Source organism: Enterobacter sp. RIT418, from assembly GCF_003057745.1.
Taxonomy (GTDB): Bacteria; Pseudomonadota; Gammaproteobacteria; order Enterobacterales; family Enterobacteriaceae; genus Enterobacter.
In genome coordinates this window covers 21044-37544 of sequence record NZ_QBJD02000002.1, presented here as the reverse complement: position 1 = coordinate 37544, position 16501 = coordinate 21044, and the positions used below count along the sequence as shown (strand labels likewise).

Here is a 16501-nt window from a genome sequence, read left to right as displayed (position 1 = left end):
CCTCACCCCAGCCCTCTCCCCTATGGGGAGAGGGTGTAATCGTTCCCTCTCCCCATAGGGGAGAGGGTTAGGGTGAGGGGAAAATACCGCACCTTCTCAAAGGAACAAAAATGAAACAACTCATGGTCGTCGCCATCGGCGGCAACAGCATTATCAAAGATAACGCCAGCCAGTCGGTCGAGCACCAGGCGCAGGCGGTAAAAGCGGTGGCAGAGTCCGTGCTGGAGATGCTGGCGTCGGACTATGACATCGTCCTCACCCACGGCAACGGCCCGCAGGTGGGGCTGGATCTGCGCCGCGCCGAAATTGCCCACGAACGGGAAGGGCTGCCGCTGACGCCGCTGGCGAACTGCGTGGCGGATACCCAGGGCGGCATCGGCTACCTGATCCAGCAGGCGCTTAACAACCGTCTGGCGGGGCGCGGGGAGCAAAAAGCGGTCACGGTCGTCACCCAGGTAGAAGTGGATAAAGACGATCCCGGCTTTACGCACCCGACAAAACCGATTGGCGCCTTCTTCAGCGAGGCGCAGCGCGACGAACTGCAGCGTGCTCATCCGGACTGGCATTTTGTCGAGGATTCAGGCCGGGGCTATCGTCGCGTGGTGGCCTCGCCGCAGCCCGTTCGCATCGTCGAGGCGGATGCCATCAAGGCGCTGACGCAAAAAGGCTTTGTGGTGATCGGCGCGGGCGGCGGCGGCATTCCCGTTGTGCGCTCGGCGCAGGGGGATTATCACAGCGTTGATGCGGTCATCGATAAAGATCTCTCCACCGCGCTGCTGGCCCGCGAGATCGGCGCCGACGTGCTGGTGATCACCACCGGCGTGGAGAAGGTGTGCGTTCACTTCGGCAAGCCGAACCAGCAGGCGCTGGACGTGGTCAGCGTGGCGCAAATGACGCGCTATATGGCCGAAGGCCACTTCCCGGCGGGCAGCATGCTGCCGAAAATCGTCGCCTCGCTGGAATTTTTACACCACGGCGGCAGGCGCGTGATTATCACCTCGCCGGAGTGCCTGCCCGCGGCGCTGCGCGGCGAAACCGGCACCCACATTGTGAATGAAGGAAAATAAGATGAGTGAAAACAAAAGCCGCCGCGAGTTTATCAGCCAGAGCGGCAAAATGGTCACCGCCTGCGCGCTGTTTGGCGCGACCGGCTCCGTCGCGTATGCTGCGGACAACGCAAAGCAAACCTGCGAAACGGGCAAACCGATGAACATCACCGCAAACCACTACTATCTTGACAACGTGCTGCTGGAGGCCGGGTTTAACTTCCACGGCGGCGTGGCGACGAGCACCCGCACCGAGCTGAAAACGCTGGAGATCGAGGACGGCAAAATCATTGCCCTGCGCGAGAATAAAAGCCACGCGGACGCCTCGCTCCCGCACTATGACGCGGGCGGCAAGCTGATGCTTCCGGCGATGCGCGACATGCACATTCACCTGGACAAAACCTTCTACGGCGGCCCGTGGCGCTCGCTTAACCGCCCGGCAGGCACCACCATCCAGGACATGATCCGCCTGGAGCAGAAGCTGCTGCCGGAACTGCAGCCTTATACCCAGGAGAGGGCGGAGGCGCTTATCGACCTGATCCAGTCCAAAGGCTCGACTATCGCCCGCAGCCACTGCAACATCGAGCCGGTGTCCGGCCTGAAGAACCTTGAAAACCTGCAGGCGGTGCTATCGCGCCGCCGCGCGGGGTTTGACTGCGAAATTGTGGCCTTCCCGCAGCACGGCCTGCTGTTATCCCATTCTGAAAAGCTGATGCGCGAGGCGATGCAGGCGGGGGCGCACTACGTGGGCGGGCTGGATCCGACGAGCGTGGACGGCGCGATGGAAAAATCACTCGATACCATGTTCCAGATTGCGCTGGATTATGACAAAGGGGTGGATATCCACCTGCATGAAACCAGCCCGGCAGGCGTGGCGGCGGTCAACTACATGGTGGAAACCGTGGAGAAAACGCCGGCGCTGAAGGGCAAGCTGACCATCAGCCACGCCTTCGCGCTGGCGACGCTGAACGCGCAGCAGGTGGACGAGCTCGCCACCCGCATGGCGGCGCAGCAGGTAACCATTGCCTCGACGGTGCCGATTGGCACCCTGCACATGCCGCTCAAGCAGCTGCGCGATAAGGGCGTGTTTGTGATGACCGGCACCGACAGCGTGATCGACCACTGGTCGCCGTACGGCCTGGGGGACATGCTCGAAAAAGCAAACCTTTACGCCCAGCTTTACATCCGCCCGAACGAGCAGACGCTCTCCCGCGCGCTGGGCATCGCGACCGGCGACGTGCTGCCGCTGAACGACAACGGCGAGCGCGTCTGGCCGAAGGCGCAGGATGACGCCAGCTTCGTGCTGGTGGACGCTTCCTGCTCCGCCGAGGCCGTGGCGCGCATTTCCCCGCGCACCGCGACGTTCCACAAGGGCAACCTTGTCTGGGGCGCTGTAGGATAAGGTGCATTTCGCCCTCTCCCGGTGGGAGAGGGCTGGGGTGAGGGCATCAGGCCGCAGGGAATGCTTTATACTGTCAGCCACATTCTCAAAGAGGGATCTGCCATGGCACAAAACATCTACGACAACCCGGCGTTCTTCGAAGGCTACGCCCGGCTTCCGCGCTCGGTGCAGGGGCTGGACGGCGCGCCGGAGTGGCCCGCGCTGAAGGGCATGCTGCCGGATCTGTCCGGCAAAGCGGTTATCGATCTCGGCTGCGGCTACGGCTGGTTCTGCCGCGCGGCGCGCGAGCTGGGGGCGTCTGAAATCACGGGCGTTGATATCTCCGAGAAGATGCTCGCCCGGGCCGCGGAGCTGACCAACGACGCGCATATCCACTACCGCCGCAGCGATCTGGAATCCATCGCGCTTGAAGAAAACAGCCTCGATCTGGTCTACAGCTCGCTGGCGCTGCACTACCTGCCGGAGCTGGACACGCTGTTTGGCAAGGTGCAACAGGCGCTGAAGCCCGGCGGTAGCCTGGTGTTTTCCATCGAACACCCGATATACACCTGCGCCACGCGGCAGGGCTGGCTGACCGACGACGACGGCGAGCGTTTCTGGGGCGTGAATCGCTATCAGGACGAAGGCCAGCGCGTCAGCAGCTGGCTGGCGGACGGCGTCATCAAATATCACCGCACGCTGGGCACGACGCTAAACGCGCTGATCGGGGCGGGGTTAACGGTCAGCAACGTTAACGAATGGGGGCCAACGCGGGCGCAAATCGAGGCGTGGCCCGCGCTGGCGGAAGAGGCCGAGCGCCCGATGCTGGTGCTGATCTCGGCCCGTAGGGCTCAGTAACCCACTTTATACACGCGGCCGGTTTGCACCCCTTCCACGCTGCGGCGATAGGCCTGGGCGACGGTCGCGGCGGGAACGCTTTCAAAGCCGGGGAAAAAGCCGTCGTAGGCTTCGGCGGATTCGGTAAGCACCGTTGGGCTAATCAGGTTGATGCGAATGCCGCGCGGCAGCTCGCAGGCGGCGGCGCGAACGAAGCCTTCCAGCGCCGCGTTTACCGTGGTGGCGTTCACGCCCTGCGCAATCGGCTCGTGCGCCACGATGCCGCTAATCAGGGTAATTGAGCCGCCTTCGTTCAGGTAATGCTGGCCGGTCAGCGCCAGGCGCACCTGCCCGAGCAGCTTATCCTGCAGCCCCTGATTAAAGTCGCTGTCCTTCATCGTTGCGAGCGGGCCGAAGTGCAGGCCGCCGCTGGCGGAGACGATCGCATCGACCTTGCCGATGCTCTCAAACAGCGCCTGCACGCTCGCCTGCGAGGTGATATCCACCTGCTCGTCGCCCTGCGTGCGGCCGACGCGAATCACCTCATGACGGCGGCTCAGCTCTTCCGTCACCGCACGTCCTACCGTACCGCTGGCACCAATAATCACGATTTTCATAGTTGACTCCTTAAGTTGTGAGCCTACATTGTTTAATAAACAAAAAGGCGGATAAACTGGGCTAAAGTTAGGGCATTACTAACCAGGGGTTTGGAATATGGATAAGCTTCGCGGCATGGAGACCTTTATCGCGGTGGTGGAAAGCGGCAGCTTTACCGGCGCGGCCTCGCGGCTGGAGATGTCGGCGGTGATGGTGGGGAAATACGTTGCGCTGCTGGAATCGCAGCTCGGCACGCGGCTGCTGGAGCGCAACACCCGCCGCCAAAGCCTCACCGACGCCGGGCGCGTCTACTTTGACGAGGCAAAGCGGGTGCTGGAGCAGGTTTTTGTCGCCGAGAGCGCGGTCGAACGGCTGCGCGCAGCCCCAGCCGGAACCCTGCGCGTGACCGCGCCCACCTCGTTCGGCGGCTGCGTCGTCGCGCCGCTCGTCGCCACCTTTTTGCAGCGCTTCCCGGAGGTGCGCGTCGAGCTGGATCTCACCAACCGGATGGTTGATCTGGTGGAGGAGGGGGTCGATCTGGCGATCCGCATTGGCGATATCCATAACGAGGATTTGGTGGCGAAATACCTCTGCCCGTACCGGATGGCGATCTGCGCCGCGCCGGACTATTTAGCCCGTCACGGCACGCCGCAGACGCCGGACGATCTGGTGAATCATCTCTGTTTGTCGCACACGGTGTGGACCGCGCGCAACGAGTGGCGGCTGCCGGGCGTGGAAGGGGAGGTGCGCTGGAAGCGCGATGCGATCTTGCGCTGCAACGATGGCTACGGATTGCGAACGGCGGCGATAGCCGGTGCGGGGTTGCTGCTCCAGCCGGAAGTGCTGGTGGCGGACGAGCTGGCGAATGGTCGGCTGATTCGGGTGCTGGAGAATTTCACCCCACAGCCGAGGCCGGTGCATCTGCTGTGGCGTCAGGATTTACGACCCTTACCGAAGTTAACCCAGTTTATCGCCCATATTATGCAGGCCGGGGAATAGTGCGGTCCGTAACGCCCGCCAGCAGGGACGGGAGGTGATTCACATTGCAACCTGTCCAGGTCTCTTACCGGTGATAAAAAAACCAGATGATCAAACCCGCAGGCAGCCCCAGCCAGCTAAACTCAAGACATATCCACACGTCTTTGAAAGAGAAGGGGAAACCCTCCTTCACATTCCATGCTAATCCCGCACCGACTAAACGGCCAAGGAGCGTCAGAATGAACGCCGCCAGACCTATCGCGCAGCACAGGTAAACAAGGTTAATAAACGATTTAGTGCTGTTTTTCATTCTTAAATTTCCCACCTGCGAAAGCGAATCCTTTCCGTTTCTATACAATACGAGATCGCTTAGTGACCCCATTCCACTATAGAAATTCAGAAAAATGTATTGGGTGTCATCACGATCAAGCTCATATTTTTAGCCAGTTTAAAAATACTGGATGACCATTTGGGATATCCCTCTAATTCTAATAAAGTAGCCATTCGTTGCATTTTATCTACGATTAGAGTCGTTTTCTTGATAGTCATTTTACCGTCTTACTATCCATATTTTCAGTGGCTTGAAGTCCATAACATAGATAATGTAGATTTGTTGCCTGCCAATGCAGGTCTGTAAGAACGATTCATTAAATGGGGTTAACGTAAAATAACTTTAATCAAATGATGTGAGTGAGTCACAGACCTTTTCCCCTTATATGTCCCGTAAAACCAACCTTCCGCCGGAAGGGGCGGAAGGCCGTTTGTTAATCCTCATACTTGAAGTCAATACCAATCCTGAGTGTCTCTGTATCTAGCGTTATTTCGCAACCCTGCCAGAACGGCGTTTGTTGTGATTTGATGTTATTAACAAATAACGTTCTAAGCTCCACGAGAAGATCCAGCAAACGACCATTGGCTTGCGCGCCTGCAGTAAACCAGTTTGTCTGCCCTGAGGTGCTATCCACATAATCAAATTCACATTTACAGTGATCTCCTTCAGGAGATAACTCTGCCCGCATAATAATTTTTGACGCGTTATCGGGTGCTGCTGCCAGTAATACTGACCCAATATCGTTGTAGATTTCCTGATCAGAACGCATTATTTTCCCCCCGGTGCATTCTTAAATGTTTCAGCTATCGGTCTGCCACCATCGATGGTGTATTCGATGTAGAACTTATCTGGTCTGACGCTATCACCCACATACGTAGGTTGAATGTTAACCTTCACCTCTTTACCTTCGCTTATTGCCTTGGCCCAGGTATTTTCCATCTGTTTCCATGCGCCTTTGTTCAGATTACCATCCATCGGCACCAGGTTTAACTTTTCTCCAGGCCCATTAAAAATACTGGCGATTAAGTGACCACCTTCATCACCGGGATTACCGCATTTCCCGGCCTTACACTGTTGATAACCATTCCTGTCTTTTACGTTTGCACTCAGGGTTGCTTCGACCTGCTGCGGCCTTGCCAGATGGTCCGTTTTGTAGACTTTGTCGCCATCGAGATTATAGGTCTTATTAGGGAGCGGCTTGTTGAGTTCCTTATTCCAGTTCCACTTAGCGCCAGACACGGCATAAATCTCATCACTGGCCTGGTTAATCAGCTTGGATGCCGCTTCCAGATCGCCTGCTTTAAGCGCCTTTTCCGCACCCTTAATGGCTTTGCCCGCAACATCCCCTGCGCCAGGAATGATGCCAATCGTCGCGGCCAGATAATCAAGCGCGCTGTGCGCTTCCGCGAAGCTCTTGATGTCACCTACGACCGGGACAAAATCTACGCCAAACAACGCCATCTCTTTCAGCGCGTCCCGACGCTCAGTGTACATTTTCACCGCGCAGGCTTCGGCGCTCATCCCGCCACAGTTTTCGCGCTTGTAGCGTTCATTTTCGGCCTTCACTTGCTCTTCGGCCACCTGCGCGGTGGTTTTACCCTGTGCCAGCGCCGCGGCGATGTCGCCAAGGGAATTATTCTCAACCGTCGTTTTACCCGCCTGCGCGCCCGCCACGGCAGACGCAGAGCTGTCGCCCGCCAGCCCGCCGGAAAGCCCCGCCGCCAGCGTCGCCAGCGCAGAAACCGTCTGCTTCTGCGTTTCGTCCAGCTTATCGGCCGGTTTGCCGTACATCTCGAGGGCGATCATCCCCACCAGCTCGCCCGTGGCGGCACCGGCGGCACCCGCGAGTGCGTTTTGATTCTGGGCGGCAGCCAGCGCGGCGTTGACCACCGCGTGGGCGGCGACTTTACCCGCGTCGTTCAGGCCGCTGTAGTGACCAATCACTTCCGCCACGTACGGCGCAGCGCCGCCAGCAAGGGCCGCGCTAAGATCGCTCCCGGCCAGGCCCTGCACCGCCGCCGTCGCCGCCTGAATTGCTTGCTGATACTGACCGCCGGTGCCAAAGCCGGAGGCATTCATCGCATCGTTGTAGGCCGTCTGGTAGATCTGGCCGTTGATGTCGCTAAGGGTCGCGGTTTTGCCCGGGTTGGCTTTTTCCCACGCCGCTTTCGCCTCCTGCAGATCCTGTGCGTTGACGTGGTTCAGCTTCTCTTTCGCGGCGTTAGTGGCGCGGATGCTGCCCTCGGTGCGGGCAATATCGGCCACCTGATTGCCAATCTCGCCGATCAGCTGCGCCTGCTGCAGTCGCTCCTGCTCTTTCTCTTTGTCGAAGATAGGGGAGAGCGTCTGGTTGGCGTGCGCCACGTCGCGGCTGAGCTGATTCACATCCTGAACCTGACGATCCCGATCGCGGACGATCAGCGTACCGTCCGATACCGCCGCGTGCGTGGTGCTGCTGTCATGCCCGTCGCGGTTCGCGCCCACCAGCAGGCCGTTGGCCATGTTGCCGGCAAACTGGCTGCCGATGCTGCCCCCGGTGCTCATGCCCACGCTCTGGTGTTCCACTTCGAAATCGGCGCGGTTTTCAATATCGCTAAAGCCAAGGGTGCCGGTATCGAGACGGTTTTTGTCGGCGGTTGCCGTCGAGCCGATCGCCGCCCCGTTGAGCTGGGTATGCTCGCCCACGGTGACGTCATAGCCGCCTTTGCCTGCGAAGATCCCGGTCTGTTCCACCACCGAGTCGTAGTTGCTGTGCATCTTGTCGTGGCTGACGTTGACGCTGGCCGAGCCGGTCATGGAACCGATGCTGAAGCTTCCGCCCGCGCTGGCGTTCTGCTGTTTTGAGTCGTAGCGATCGCTGTCCTGCTCGGAGGTGAGGGTCAGGTTGCGCCCAATGTCCGCTTTCACGGTTTCGCCGCTCACCTGCGCGCCGGTCAGCGTGGCGTCGCGTCCGGTCAGAAGATTTACCTGGCGGCCCGCGTCGACGGTAGTTTCGCTGTGGGTGGTGCCGTTGCCGCTCTCGCTGCCTTTACCGCGATTAACGCTGGCGGAGATGTTGATGCCCGCGCCGCCGGAGCCGTATCCGATGCCAACCCCGACGCTGCCGCCCTTGCTCTCGTTTTTGCCGTCCAGCAGCTGCGTATTTTGCGCCGAGCGCAGGTACAGATCGCGGTTGGCGGCAAGCGTCAGGTCGTTGCCCGCTTTCAACTGGCTGCCTTCTACCGTCAAATCGCCGTCCGCGCCCCGTTCGCCGCTGCCGGTGGCAATGACGCTGAGATCGCGCCCGGCGTTGAGGGTGCTGCCCTGGGCGGTGTTCTGCTCGCTGTACTGGGTGGATTTCGACGACTGGCTGCCGTAGGAGAGGCTAATGCCTACCGTGTTGGTATTAGACGCATCCGCGCCCAGGGCCTGATCCATCCGCGCAGCCTGCGCGGCCTGCACGCCGGAAAGCGCCGCCTTCACCCCCTGCAATGCCTGCAGACGGCCGCTGCCGGAGGATTTCGCCTGCTGCGAAGCCTCCACGGCGCTGTTCAGCGCGCTGCCGACGGTGCCGGAGAGCGCCAGCGTCAGCCCGGAAGTTTTCTGCTCCACCTCGTGGGTCTGCTGGCTGCGGTTGTTCACCGCCGTGATATCAACGTTTTTACCGCTGAGGGCCATATTCTGACCGGCCACCAGATCGGAGCCGCTCACCGCCAGGCGATTGCCCGCGCGCAGCGTCAGGTCGCCGTTGACGCTGCCGACGGTGCTGCCCGCCTGGGTGGCATCGCTGCCGGTATCGGTAGTTTTGATGCTCTGCGAGCCCACGCTAAAGCCGATGCCGCCGGAGCTCATCAGCCCGGATTTTTTCTCCTGCTTCATGTGCTCTTCGGCATTGCGCTCTTCGGCGGTTTCCACGGTCAGGTCGTTGCCCGCCAGCAGGGCAACGTCGTCCGTGCCCGCCACGCTGCTGCCGCGAACGGTCAGATTGTTGCCCGCCGTCAGGCTGACCGTGTTGCCGTTTAGCTCGCTGCCCTCGGCGGTTTGACGGGAAATCACGTCGCGCGTGGCTGTGGTGGTTTTCGACAGGAAGCCGTTACCGCCCACCACTTTATGCCGTTCGTCCAGATCCTGGGTGTTTTCACCCGCCGCCAGCGTCAGGTTATTCCCGGCGCTGACGTTCAGCGCCTCGCCAGCGGAGAGAGCGGCGGCGCGCGCGCTGAGGTCGTTACCGGCGGCCAGCGTGACGTCCCCTTTGCCCGTCACTTCGCTGCCGACGCTGTTGGTCTGCCCCTGTTTCAGGCTGTTGTCGGCATCCCACACCAGGCTGTCGCGGCTGGCGGTTTCCACCGTGTTCAGGTTCATATCCCTTCCGGCCACCAGCTGCGCTTTGCCGTTTTCGCCGCTGGCGACAACCTGCGCTCCGGTCAGGGTGATATCCCGCCCGGACTGCAGCGCCAGCCTGCCGTCGTCGCCCTGGACGTAAATGCCGGATACGCTGTCAATGGTGGTGCGGGCGAAGCGGTTCTCACCGTTCACGCTGGACGCGCTGTTGGTCGTGCTGGTGAGGGTGATATCACGTCCAGCGCTCGCCAGCACGCTGCTGTCGCCCACGATGGCCCCGCCAACGTTGCTGATATCGGTGCGGGCGTTCAGGCTGACGTCTGCCCCCTGGATCGTGCCGCTCTGGTTGATGATGTTGTCGGCATCCAGCTGCAGCACCTTGCGCCCGGCGAGCGTGCCGCTGTTAAAGAGATCGCCGTTGAGCTTAATGGAGACGTTGTTCCCGGCAATCAGCGCGCCGGAGCCGTCGATATCGCCCTGCTTCACTTTGGCGTACACCTGCGGCACCAGCACGGTTTCCATTGAGCCGTTCGGCATCTTCACCTGGGTGTTGACCAGCCAGACGATATCCCCGGTCAGCAGCGCCATCTGCTCCGGCGTCAGCGCCACGCCGATCTTCAGGTCGTACTGCTTGCCGAAGGTAATGCCGCGATCCATCAGCGCTTTGTACTGCTCTTCATCGTTGCTATAGCCGTCGAGATAGCGCTGGCCCGTAATGCCAATCACCTGCTCGCGGATCAGGCGCTGCTCGTAATAGCCATCGCCCAGGCGTTTCAGCGTGTTATCACCGTCGCTGGCGAAGGCGTCCTGCATGTAATCGCTGCCGAGCCACTGGCGTTCGTTGGTAAAGCGCGGATCGGTTTCCACCAGATACGGTACGTCCGCCGACGGATTGACCTTGAACAGGCTGTTGTCCGGCAGGGTGGTGTTCGGGCCAATGATGCGAATAGCGCCGTCGGCAGGCGTCACCTCAAACTGCTGGCCCGCTGGCGGTACCACGGGCTCCCCCGGCTTCACGGTTTGCTGCGCCGCAGGGGTTCCAGCCTGGCCAATCGCCACGCTTGTGCCCTGTAAAACCCGCGGCGCGATGGTGAGGCTGCTGCCCTCGACGCTGCCGTTGCTCACCAGCTGGCCCGGCTTAAGGGAGATGCTCTGAATGGTCGTCGGCGGGGTATACGCGGTGCGGTCGCGCCCCTGCTCGTCGTCGCCCTTGTGGCGAATACGGTAGTAGTGGGTAACGGTACCCTCATCCGTGGTGAAGCGCTGACCGGGCACGTCGTCGTTCTGCACGCTGCCCATCTGGTCAATCTGCAGCGTACCGCCTGCAATCACCTGACTCTTGTCGTTAAACAGCCTGTCGCCGGTCAGGCTCATGCTGCCGCCCGCGAGGATCTTCGCCGGATCGCTCTCTTTGATGCGCGTTTCGTCAATCGTGCGGGTGTAGTCGTACTGGTTAAAATTGTCGTTGTTCGCGCCGGTATCTTCTGGCGTATTCAGGTTCCGCAGCCCGTCGGAAGAGTTGCGGTCCACCCAGACGCCGTTCTCCGTCGAGCTCCAGCGGGTGGTGGAGCCGGAATGCTGGTAGTCGGTTAGCTGTTCTTCCGAGACGCGGACCACCTCGGTGGAGAAGTTATCGTTGATGTTGTTGATCTGCGAGGCGGCGATCGCCATATCCCCGGCGGATTCGATGGTGGCGCTGTGGTTGTTAATCGCGCCCGCGCGCCCGGTCGCCGCGCCGCTGTCGTTCAGCGCGCCGCCGATCAGCATCGTACCGGCGCTGTAAACCAGGCTATGGCCAACGTTGTTCAGCGTCTGCACGCCAAGATCGACCCGCTCGCGCCCGGCAAGCGTCGCGGCCGTGCCGTTCTCGGCCAGGTTATTGAAGGTGATGCTGTTAACGCCCACGGCGTCGCCGTAGATGCGCCCCGAGCCGACGTTGGTCAGCGTATCGGCATGAATAAGGGTGTGAACCCCGTCAATCAGGCCGTAGTTCAGCACCGTGCCCGCGGCGTTCAGCGCGTTGCTTCCGGCGTTGATTTCACCGCTGGCCGCGTTCGTCAGGTTGGCGCTCTGCACGTTCAGCGCGCTGCCTGCCATCAGCCTGCCGCTGTTGGCGATATCGCCCGGCGTGGTGAAGGTAAGATTGCCGTTGGCAACGATGTTCCCGCTGTTGATGACGCTGCTGGCGCTGCCCAGCGTCATATCCCCCTGCGACAGCAGCTGGCCGCTGGCATCGAGGGTTTGCGCCTGAATGCTCAACGCCTTGCCCGCGTTGACCGTACCGCCAGCATTTATCAGGTTCAGGCCGCTACCGTTCAGATCCAGCGTGCCGCCAGAGGCCAGCGCGCCCGCGCTGTTGTTGAGTACGCCGTCGGTGCGAACGGCGAGGGCATCGTTTGCCAGCAGGCTCCCGCTCTGGTTATCGAGGGCCGTGGCGGTGAGGGTCACGCGCTGTCCTTCCAGGCCCTGATTCTCCCCGAGGGTGTTCTGGTTGATAACGTTAAGGGCGTTCACCGTCACCGCTTTGCCGCTGCGGATCAGGCCCGAGGCGTTATCCACCAGCCCTCTGGCGCTGTCGATAAGCAGATCGCCGACGCTCTGGATCTGCCCGCCGCCGTTTTGCAGGCTATCGCTGTGCAGGTCCGTGCCGGAGAGGCCGACGAGGCGACCGCTGCGGTTATCGAGCGCGCCGGTGGTGATGCTGATGCCGCTGCCCTGGAGAATGCCCGCCGCGTTGCCTAGTTGATTCGCTGCGTTCAGCGACAGATCGCCCGTTGCGGCCAGCTGTCCCGCCTCGTTGTTCAGCGTTTCGCCCGTAAAGGCGAGGCCCGCGCCCGAGAAGGCGGTGCCGCGCGCGTTATCCAGCAGGCCGCCGCTGAGGGCCATCGCGCCGACGGATTTCACCGCGCCGCCGTCATTATGCAGGGCGTTGAACGTCGCGCTGAGAGTCTGGTTTGCGCCAATCTGCCCGCCGCGGTTGTCCACATCGCCGCTGTGGAGGGTGAAATTGCCCTTGCTGGCGAGGAAGCCGCCCCGGTTGGCGAGCGCGCCGCTTTCAAGGCTTAGCGCGCCGCGCGAGAGCAGGGAGCCGGAGGCGTTATCCAGCGCGCCGCCGCCGAGGGCAACCGTCGCACCGTTCGCGACGATCGTACCCTGGCGGTTGTTCAGCCCGAAGGCGGTGATGCGCTGGGTTTTGGCGGATTCGATACGGCCCTTCGCGTTGTTGATCTCCCGCCCGGCGGCGATCTCGCCGTCATCCGATACCGCCGAAATCAGCCCCTGCGCGTTGTTCAGCGTGCCGGTTTCAATATGGTTTTTGCCCGCCACGGCGATGATCTTGCCCTGGGTATTCTCGACGGCACCGGCGCCGATCTGCACCGTCTTCGCCGCGCCCAGCGTGCCGCCGGTATTATTGAGCATGTTGCCGGTGCGGACGCTCAGCTCGCTGGCGTTCACCTTCGCGCTGGCGGTGTTCACGTCGCCCGCGCCGCCATCAAGCACAACGCGCTTCCCCTGCGTCTGGCTGCCGCTCAGGTCCAGGCCCTTACCGCGAGCGCTCAGGTTGCCGCCCGCCAGCGTCTGCCCGTGGGCGCTGAGCTGGCCGGTGGTGCTAAGCTGTAAATCACCCGCATCGCCCAGCCTGCCGTCGTTTTTTACCCCGGCTGCCAGCACGCTCCCTTTGCTGCTGGTGAGGCTCGCGGCCTTGACCTGTACGCCGCTGGCCGCGGTGAGCATGCCGCTGTTGGCGAGTTCGCCTGCGGCCTGAACGCTGGCGCTGCCGCTGGCGCGCAGGGTGCCGCTGTTCTCAATGCGTCCGTCGGCGGTGATCGTCACATTGCCCGCCTGCGCGCCTATCGCCCCGGCATTGCGCACGCCCACGCCGCGCTCGGTGCCGACCATGCGAATTTTACCCGCGTACATGCCGCCCAGGCTGGAAACGTCCACCGCCAGCGTAGGGCGCGCGGTGGCGTCATCGCCCCCTTTTTCAATCTTCGCGTGGGCGGCATCCACCGTATTGCGCCCGGTGGTGACCTTGAGGTCTTTCGCCCATAGCCCGGCGTTAACCTTTACCGAACGGGCGATGATATCGGTGTAATCCGCGCCGGAGGTGTCCATCCCGGCACCGTCTACCGTCACTTCGCCGCGCTCGACCTTGTAACCCGTTAGCTGCCCGTCCTTCATCTGCGCCTGGCCGGTGGTGAGGGTCGCCCGGTTAGCGTTGATAAAGCCGCAGCCGCTGCAGGTAATGCCCGCCGGGTTGGCGATCACCACCTGTGCCTTTTGCCCGGCCACTTCAATCATGCCGTTTAGCCTGCTCGGATCGCGTGAGCTGACTTCGTTGAGAATGACTTTGGCTTCCCCTTTGGCGAGCCACGGGTTGCCCGCCACCATGCCGCCAAGGTTGGTCTGCACGTTTTTATGGGAGTTGTTGAGGATGGCGCCGTTTTTGTCTACGTCGAACCGGGTGTAGTTATTGCGCGAGACGCCCGCTTTCGATGGCGTCTGGATATTGACCTGCGGCGTGCCGTTGGCGCTGCTGACCACCGTCGGCTGCTGGCTTTTGGGCGCACCGGTATTGGCAACGATCGCGGCCTGCGCCGTTTGCACAACCCCCGTGGCCAGCCACAGGCTCAGGCTGAGCGCGCTTACCCTGCCGATCATCTGGCTGTGGGCGTGAGCGATACCGGAAGAACGAGGCGAACCGGCGCGGCCGGAGCGGGCGATATCCGCCACCACCATCAGCATGCCGCGCGCTTTGTTGAAGACAATTCGGTACAGGTTCTTATTCATGGTTCGTTCCTTTAAACGCTTCCGGCAGGTTCACGGCGAGCGGGTGTTGCCGTTGCCACTCTCTTGCCTCTTTACGGCTGACGCGGCTGCCGTGGAAAATCATCACGCGCTTGCCGCGCTCCGCGCCGCGGTGATAGAGCGCGCGGCAGATATGGTCCGGGAAAACGTCGCGGCACATCAGGGCGTACATCTGCGCGGTGTGCCCGAACGGGGCGATCCAGTCGCAAAACCAGAACCGATCCCCGCTGTCCCAGTCCTCCTCCCGCATCTCGATAGCCGGGCGGGTCAGGTAGCGCGCTTCGGACTCCTCGTTCAGCCAGGCCCAGCTGAGGAAAAACACCGGCCGGTTGTTCTCGGAAACAAGCACGTACTGACCGCGCTTGATTATGGGCAGTAGCAGCGTTGGCAGGGCGTGCAGCGGGGCATCGCGGTGCATCGGGGAGTGCATCCACAGCCAGACGGTTGCGCCCAGCACCTCGGCTTCGCTCTCTTCACCGCCGAGCATCAGCGGGGCTTTGATATCCAGATTTCCGATGCGCATTACCAGCTCCAGTTGAGGTTAAACCCGAGGGTCAGGCTGCTGGTGGTAAAGCCGTCCGGCTTCGAGAACGGCGTGCCGGCGAAAAGGTCATAGCCCGTATTGAACGCGCTGCCGCGCAGGCCCACTACGCCGCCGGCGAGGTGTTTACCGATCAGGTAGTCCGAGCTGTAGCCGCCGACCTCGCCATAATCCGCGCCGAGATACAGTTCCTGATTCGGCAGCGGCGTGCTCCAGGCCAGATCGTTACGCACGTACCAGCCGTGGCTAGCGTTCAGGGTGCGTTCCCCGTCAAAGCCGCGCACCGTCCAGCGGTTGCCGATGGCGAACTGATCCTGCGGCGTCAGCGGCGTGTTGCTGATCTGGCGCAGGTACTGCACGCTGTAGCGGAAGTTCTGCGAGCCGACGTCAAACGGCAGGTTGAGCTGGGCGTTAAGCTGGGTGATTTTGCCAAGCGCGGTGGCATCGCCAAAGGTCTCTTCCGGCGCAGGCCGTGCGCCAAACCAGCGGGTACCGCGCTGGTAGCTTATTCCGGCATCCAGCGTGGCCTGGCCGATATAGTGGCGATGTTCCAGCCCGATGCGCCATCCCGCCGTCTGTCGGCGCTGAACGCCGACTTCGGTATCGTCGATGTAGTTGCGGGTTTCGCGCGCCAGCACGTCGTAGGTCAGCGTGGTTTTTTGCGTGCCGCTGCGGTGCAGCACGCGGCTCAGCTGTACGTCGAGGTTTTTGCTTTTCCCGCTGTAGCGGTAGTCTCCGTTCTGCCCGGCGACGGTCTGGTGATAGTCGTAATCGCTGCCGGTCACGCCGAGCATCCAGTAGCCAAACGGCACGGAGTAGTGCGCGGTGTAGTTTTTGCTGCCCTTACCGCCCCTGTCGTTCAGATCGTGGCTGGCAGAAACGTAGAGCAGATCGCTCAGCGAGAAGGGATTATCCAGCGACAGCGTCACGCCGCCCTGATAGCGCCCGGTGGTTTCGGTGCCAGCATCGTCGAGCGACAGGCCCACGCGCCACATCTTGCTCTGCTTACGGGTGATGATGACGTCGCTTTCACCGGGTTTTTCACCGGGCAGGATCTCCATATTCGCTTCCACCGTCGGCAGCCGCTGCAGGTTTTCCAGCCCTTGCTCAATATCACGCAGATCCAGCAGGTTGCCCTCGTGCGCCGGGAACGCGCTGTAGAGCTGAATGTACCTATCGCTCTCTTCGGTAAGCTTCACGTGGCGAACGTAGCCCGGCACGATGGCGAGCTTCAGCGTGCCGCTTTTCAGATCCTGCGAAGGGGCCAGCACGCGGGTGGTGATCCAGCCGTGGTCGACGATGCGGTTTTGCATCGTGGTCATCAGCAGGTTGATGCCTTTGCCGCCCAGGCAGCGTCCCTGAGCCTGATCCGCCATGCGCTGCAGGGGCAGCCAGTGCGGCAGGGCATCCTGACCGCTCAGCTCAACGCGGTGAATCGGGAAGCAGGGCGTTTCGGTCGGGAAGTTGATTCTGCCGAAACTGGAGGCAGGCTCAGAGAGGCGCACGTCCGGAACGGGCGGCGTCAGCTGCTGTTCCAGCGCTTTCTGGCGCTGCTGCTGAATAATAAACTGATTTTCCGGCTCAGCGGCACGGGCGGAAAACATCAAAAACAGGCCAGCGGCCGTCGATATTATTATCGCTCTATTTTGTCGGGCTATCAT

General features: G+C 61.6%; 10 protein-coding genes. 4 read left to right on the top strand and 6 right to left on the bottom strand.

Annotated features, from left to right (window positions below; all coding sequences use genetic code 11):
- Positions 1-110: 110 nt before the first annotated feature.
- The 3 genes from DBY73_RS02405 (at position 111) to DBY73_RS02395 (ending at position 3285) form a co-directional block, all read left to right on the top strand.
- Positions 111-1067, top strand: coding sequence for a carbamate kinase family protein (locus tag DBY73_RS02405; protein WP_112009633.1), 957 nt, complete (start codon positions 111-113; stop codon positions 1065-1067).
- 1 nt (position 1068) lies between these two features.
- The gene (locus DBY73_RS02400) at positions 1069-2448 is read left to right on the top strand and encodes an amidohydrolase family protein (RefSeq protein WP_112009632.1); all 1380 of its coding nucleotides are present in this window, start codon (positions 1069-1071) and stop codon (positions 2446-2448) included.
- 102 nt (positions 2449-2550) lie between these two features.
- Complete coding sequence (locus DBY73_RS02395; protein WP_112009631.1) at positions 2551-3285, top strand: class I SAM-dependent methyltransferase; 735 nt, start codon at positions 2551-2553, stop codon at positions 3283-3285.
- On the opposite strand, the gene DBY73_RS02390 is transcribed toward DBY73_RS02395, so the two are convergent.
- Positions 3279-3881: a short chain dehydrogenase gene (locus tag DBY73_RS02390; protein ID WP_112009630.1), complete on the bottom strand. Its 603-nt coding sequence runs from the start codon at positions 3879-3881 to the stop codon at positions 3279-3281. The genes DBY73_RS02395 and DBY73_RS02390 overlap by 7 nt on opposite strands.
- A gap of 97 nt (positions 3882-3978) precedes the next feature.
- On the opposite strand from DBY73_RS02390, the gene DBY73_RS02385 reads away from it, so the two are divergent.
- A complete protein-coding gene (locus DBY73_RS02385) occupies positions 3979-4860 on the top strand; it encodes a LysR family transcriptional regulator (RefSeq protein ID WP_112009629.1) in 882 nt (293 codons plus the stop codon).
- Between the two features lie 64 nt (positions 4861-4924).
- Here DBY73_RS02385 and DBY73_RS02380 read toward each other — a convergent pair whose 3' ends face one another.
- The 5 genes from DBY73_RS02380 to DBY73_RS02360 form a co-directional block, all read right to left on the bottom strand.
- Positions 4925-5149 carry a hypothetical protein gene (locus DBY73_RS02380; RefSeq protein ID WP_112009628.1) on the bottom strand — a complete coding sequence of 75 codons (225 nt, stop codon included), beginning with the start codon at positions 5147-5149 and terminating at the stop codon, positions 4925-4927.
- 454 nt (positions 5150-5603) lie between these two features.
- Positions 5604-5939 (bottom strand): hypothetical protein, encoded by a 336-nt coding sequence (locus DBY73_RS02375; RefSeq protein WP_112009627.1) that lies wholly within the window; start codon positions 5937-5939, stop codon positions 5604-5606.
- On the bottom strand, positions 5939-14281 hold the full coding sequence (locus DBY73_RS02370; RefSeq protein WP_112009626.1) for a hemagglutinin repeat-containing protein: 8343 nt from the start codon (positions 14279-14281) through the stop codon (positions 5939-5941). Before DBY73_RS02370 ends, DBY73_RS02375 begins: the two co-directional genes overlap by 1 nt.
- Positions 14274-14822: a toxin-activating lysine-acyltransferase gene (locus DBY73_RS02365; RefSeq protein WP_112009625.1), complete on the bottom strand. Its 549-nt coding sequence runs from the start codon at positions 14820-14822 to the stop codon at positions 14274-14276. The genes DBY73_RS02370 and DBY73_RS02365 overlap by 8 nt, the downstream gene beginning before the upstream one ends.
- Positions 14822-16444 (bottom strand): ShlB/FhaC/HecB family hemolysin secretion/activation protein, encoded by a 1623-nt coding sequence (locus tag DBY73_RS02360; RefSeq protein ID WP_112009624.1) that lies wholly within the window; start codon positions 16442-16444, stop codon positions 14822-14824. The genes DBY73_RS02365 and DBY73_RS02360 overlap by 1 nt, the downstream gene beginning before the upstream one ends.
- Positions 16445-16501 lie beyond the last annotated feature (57 nt).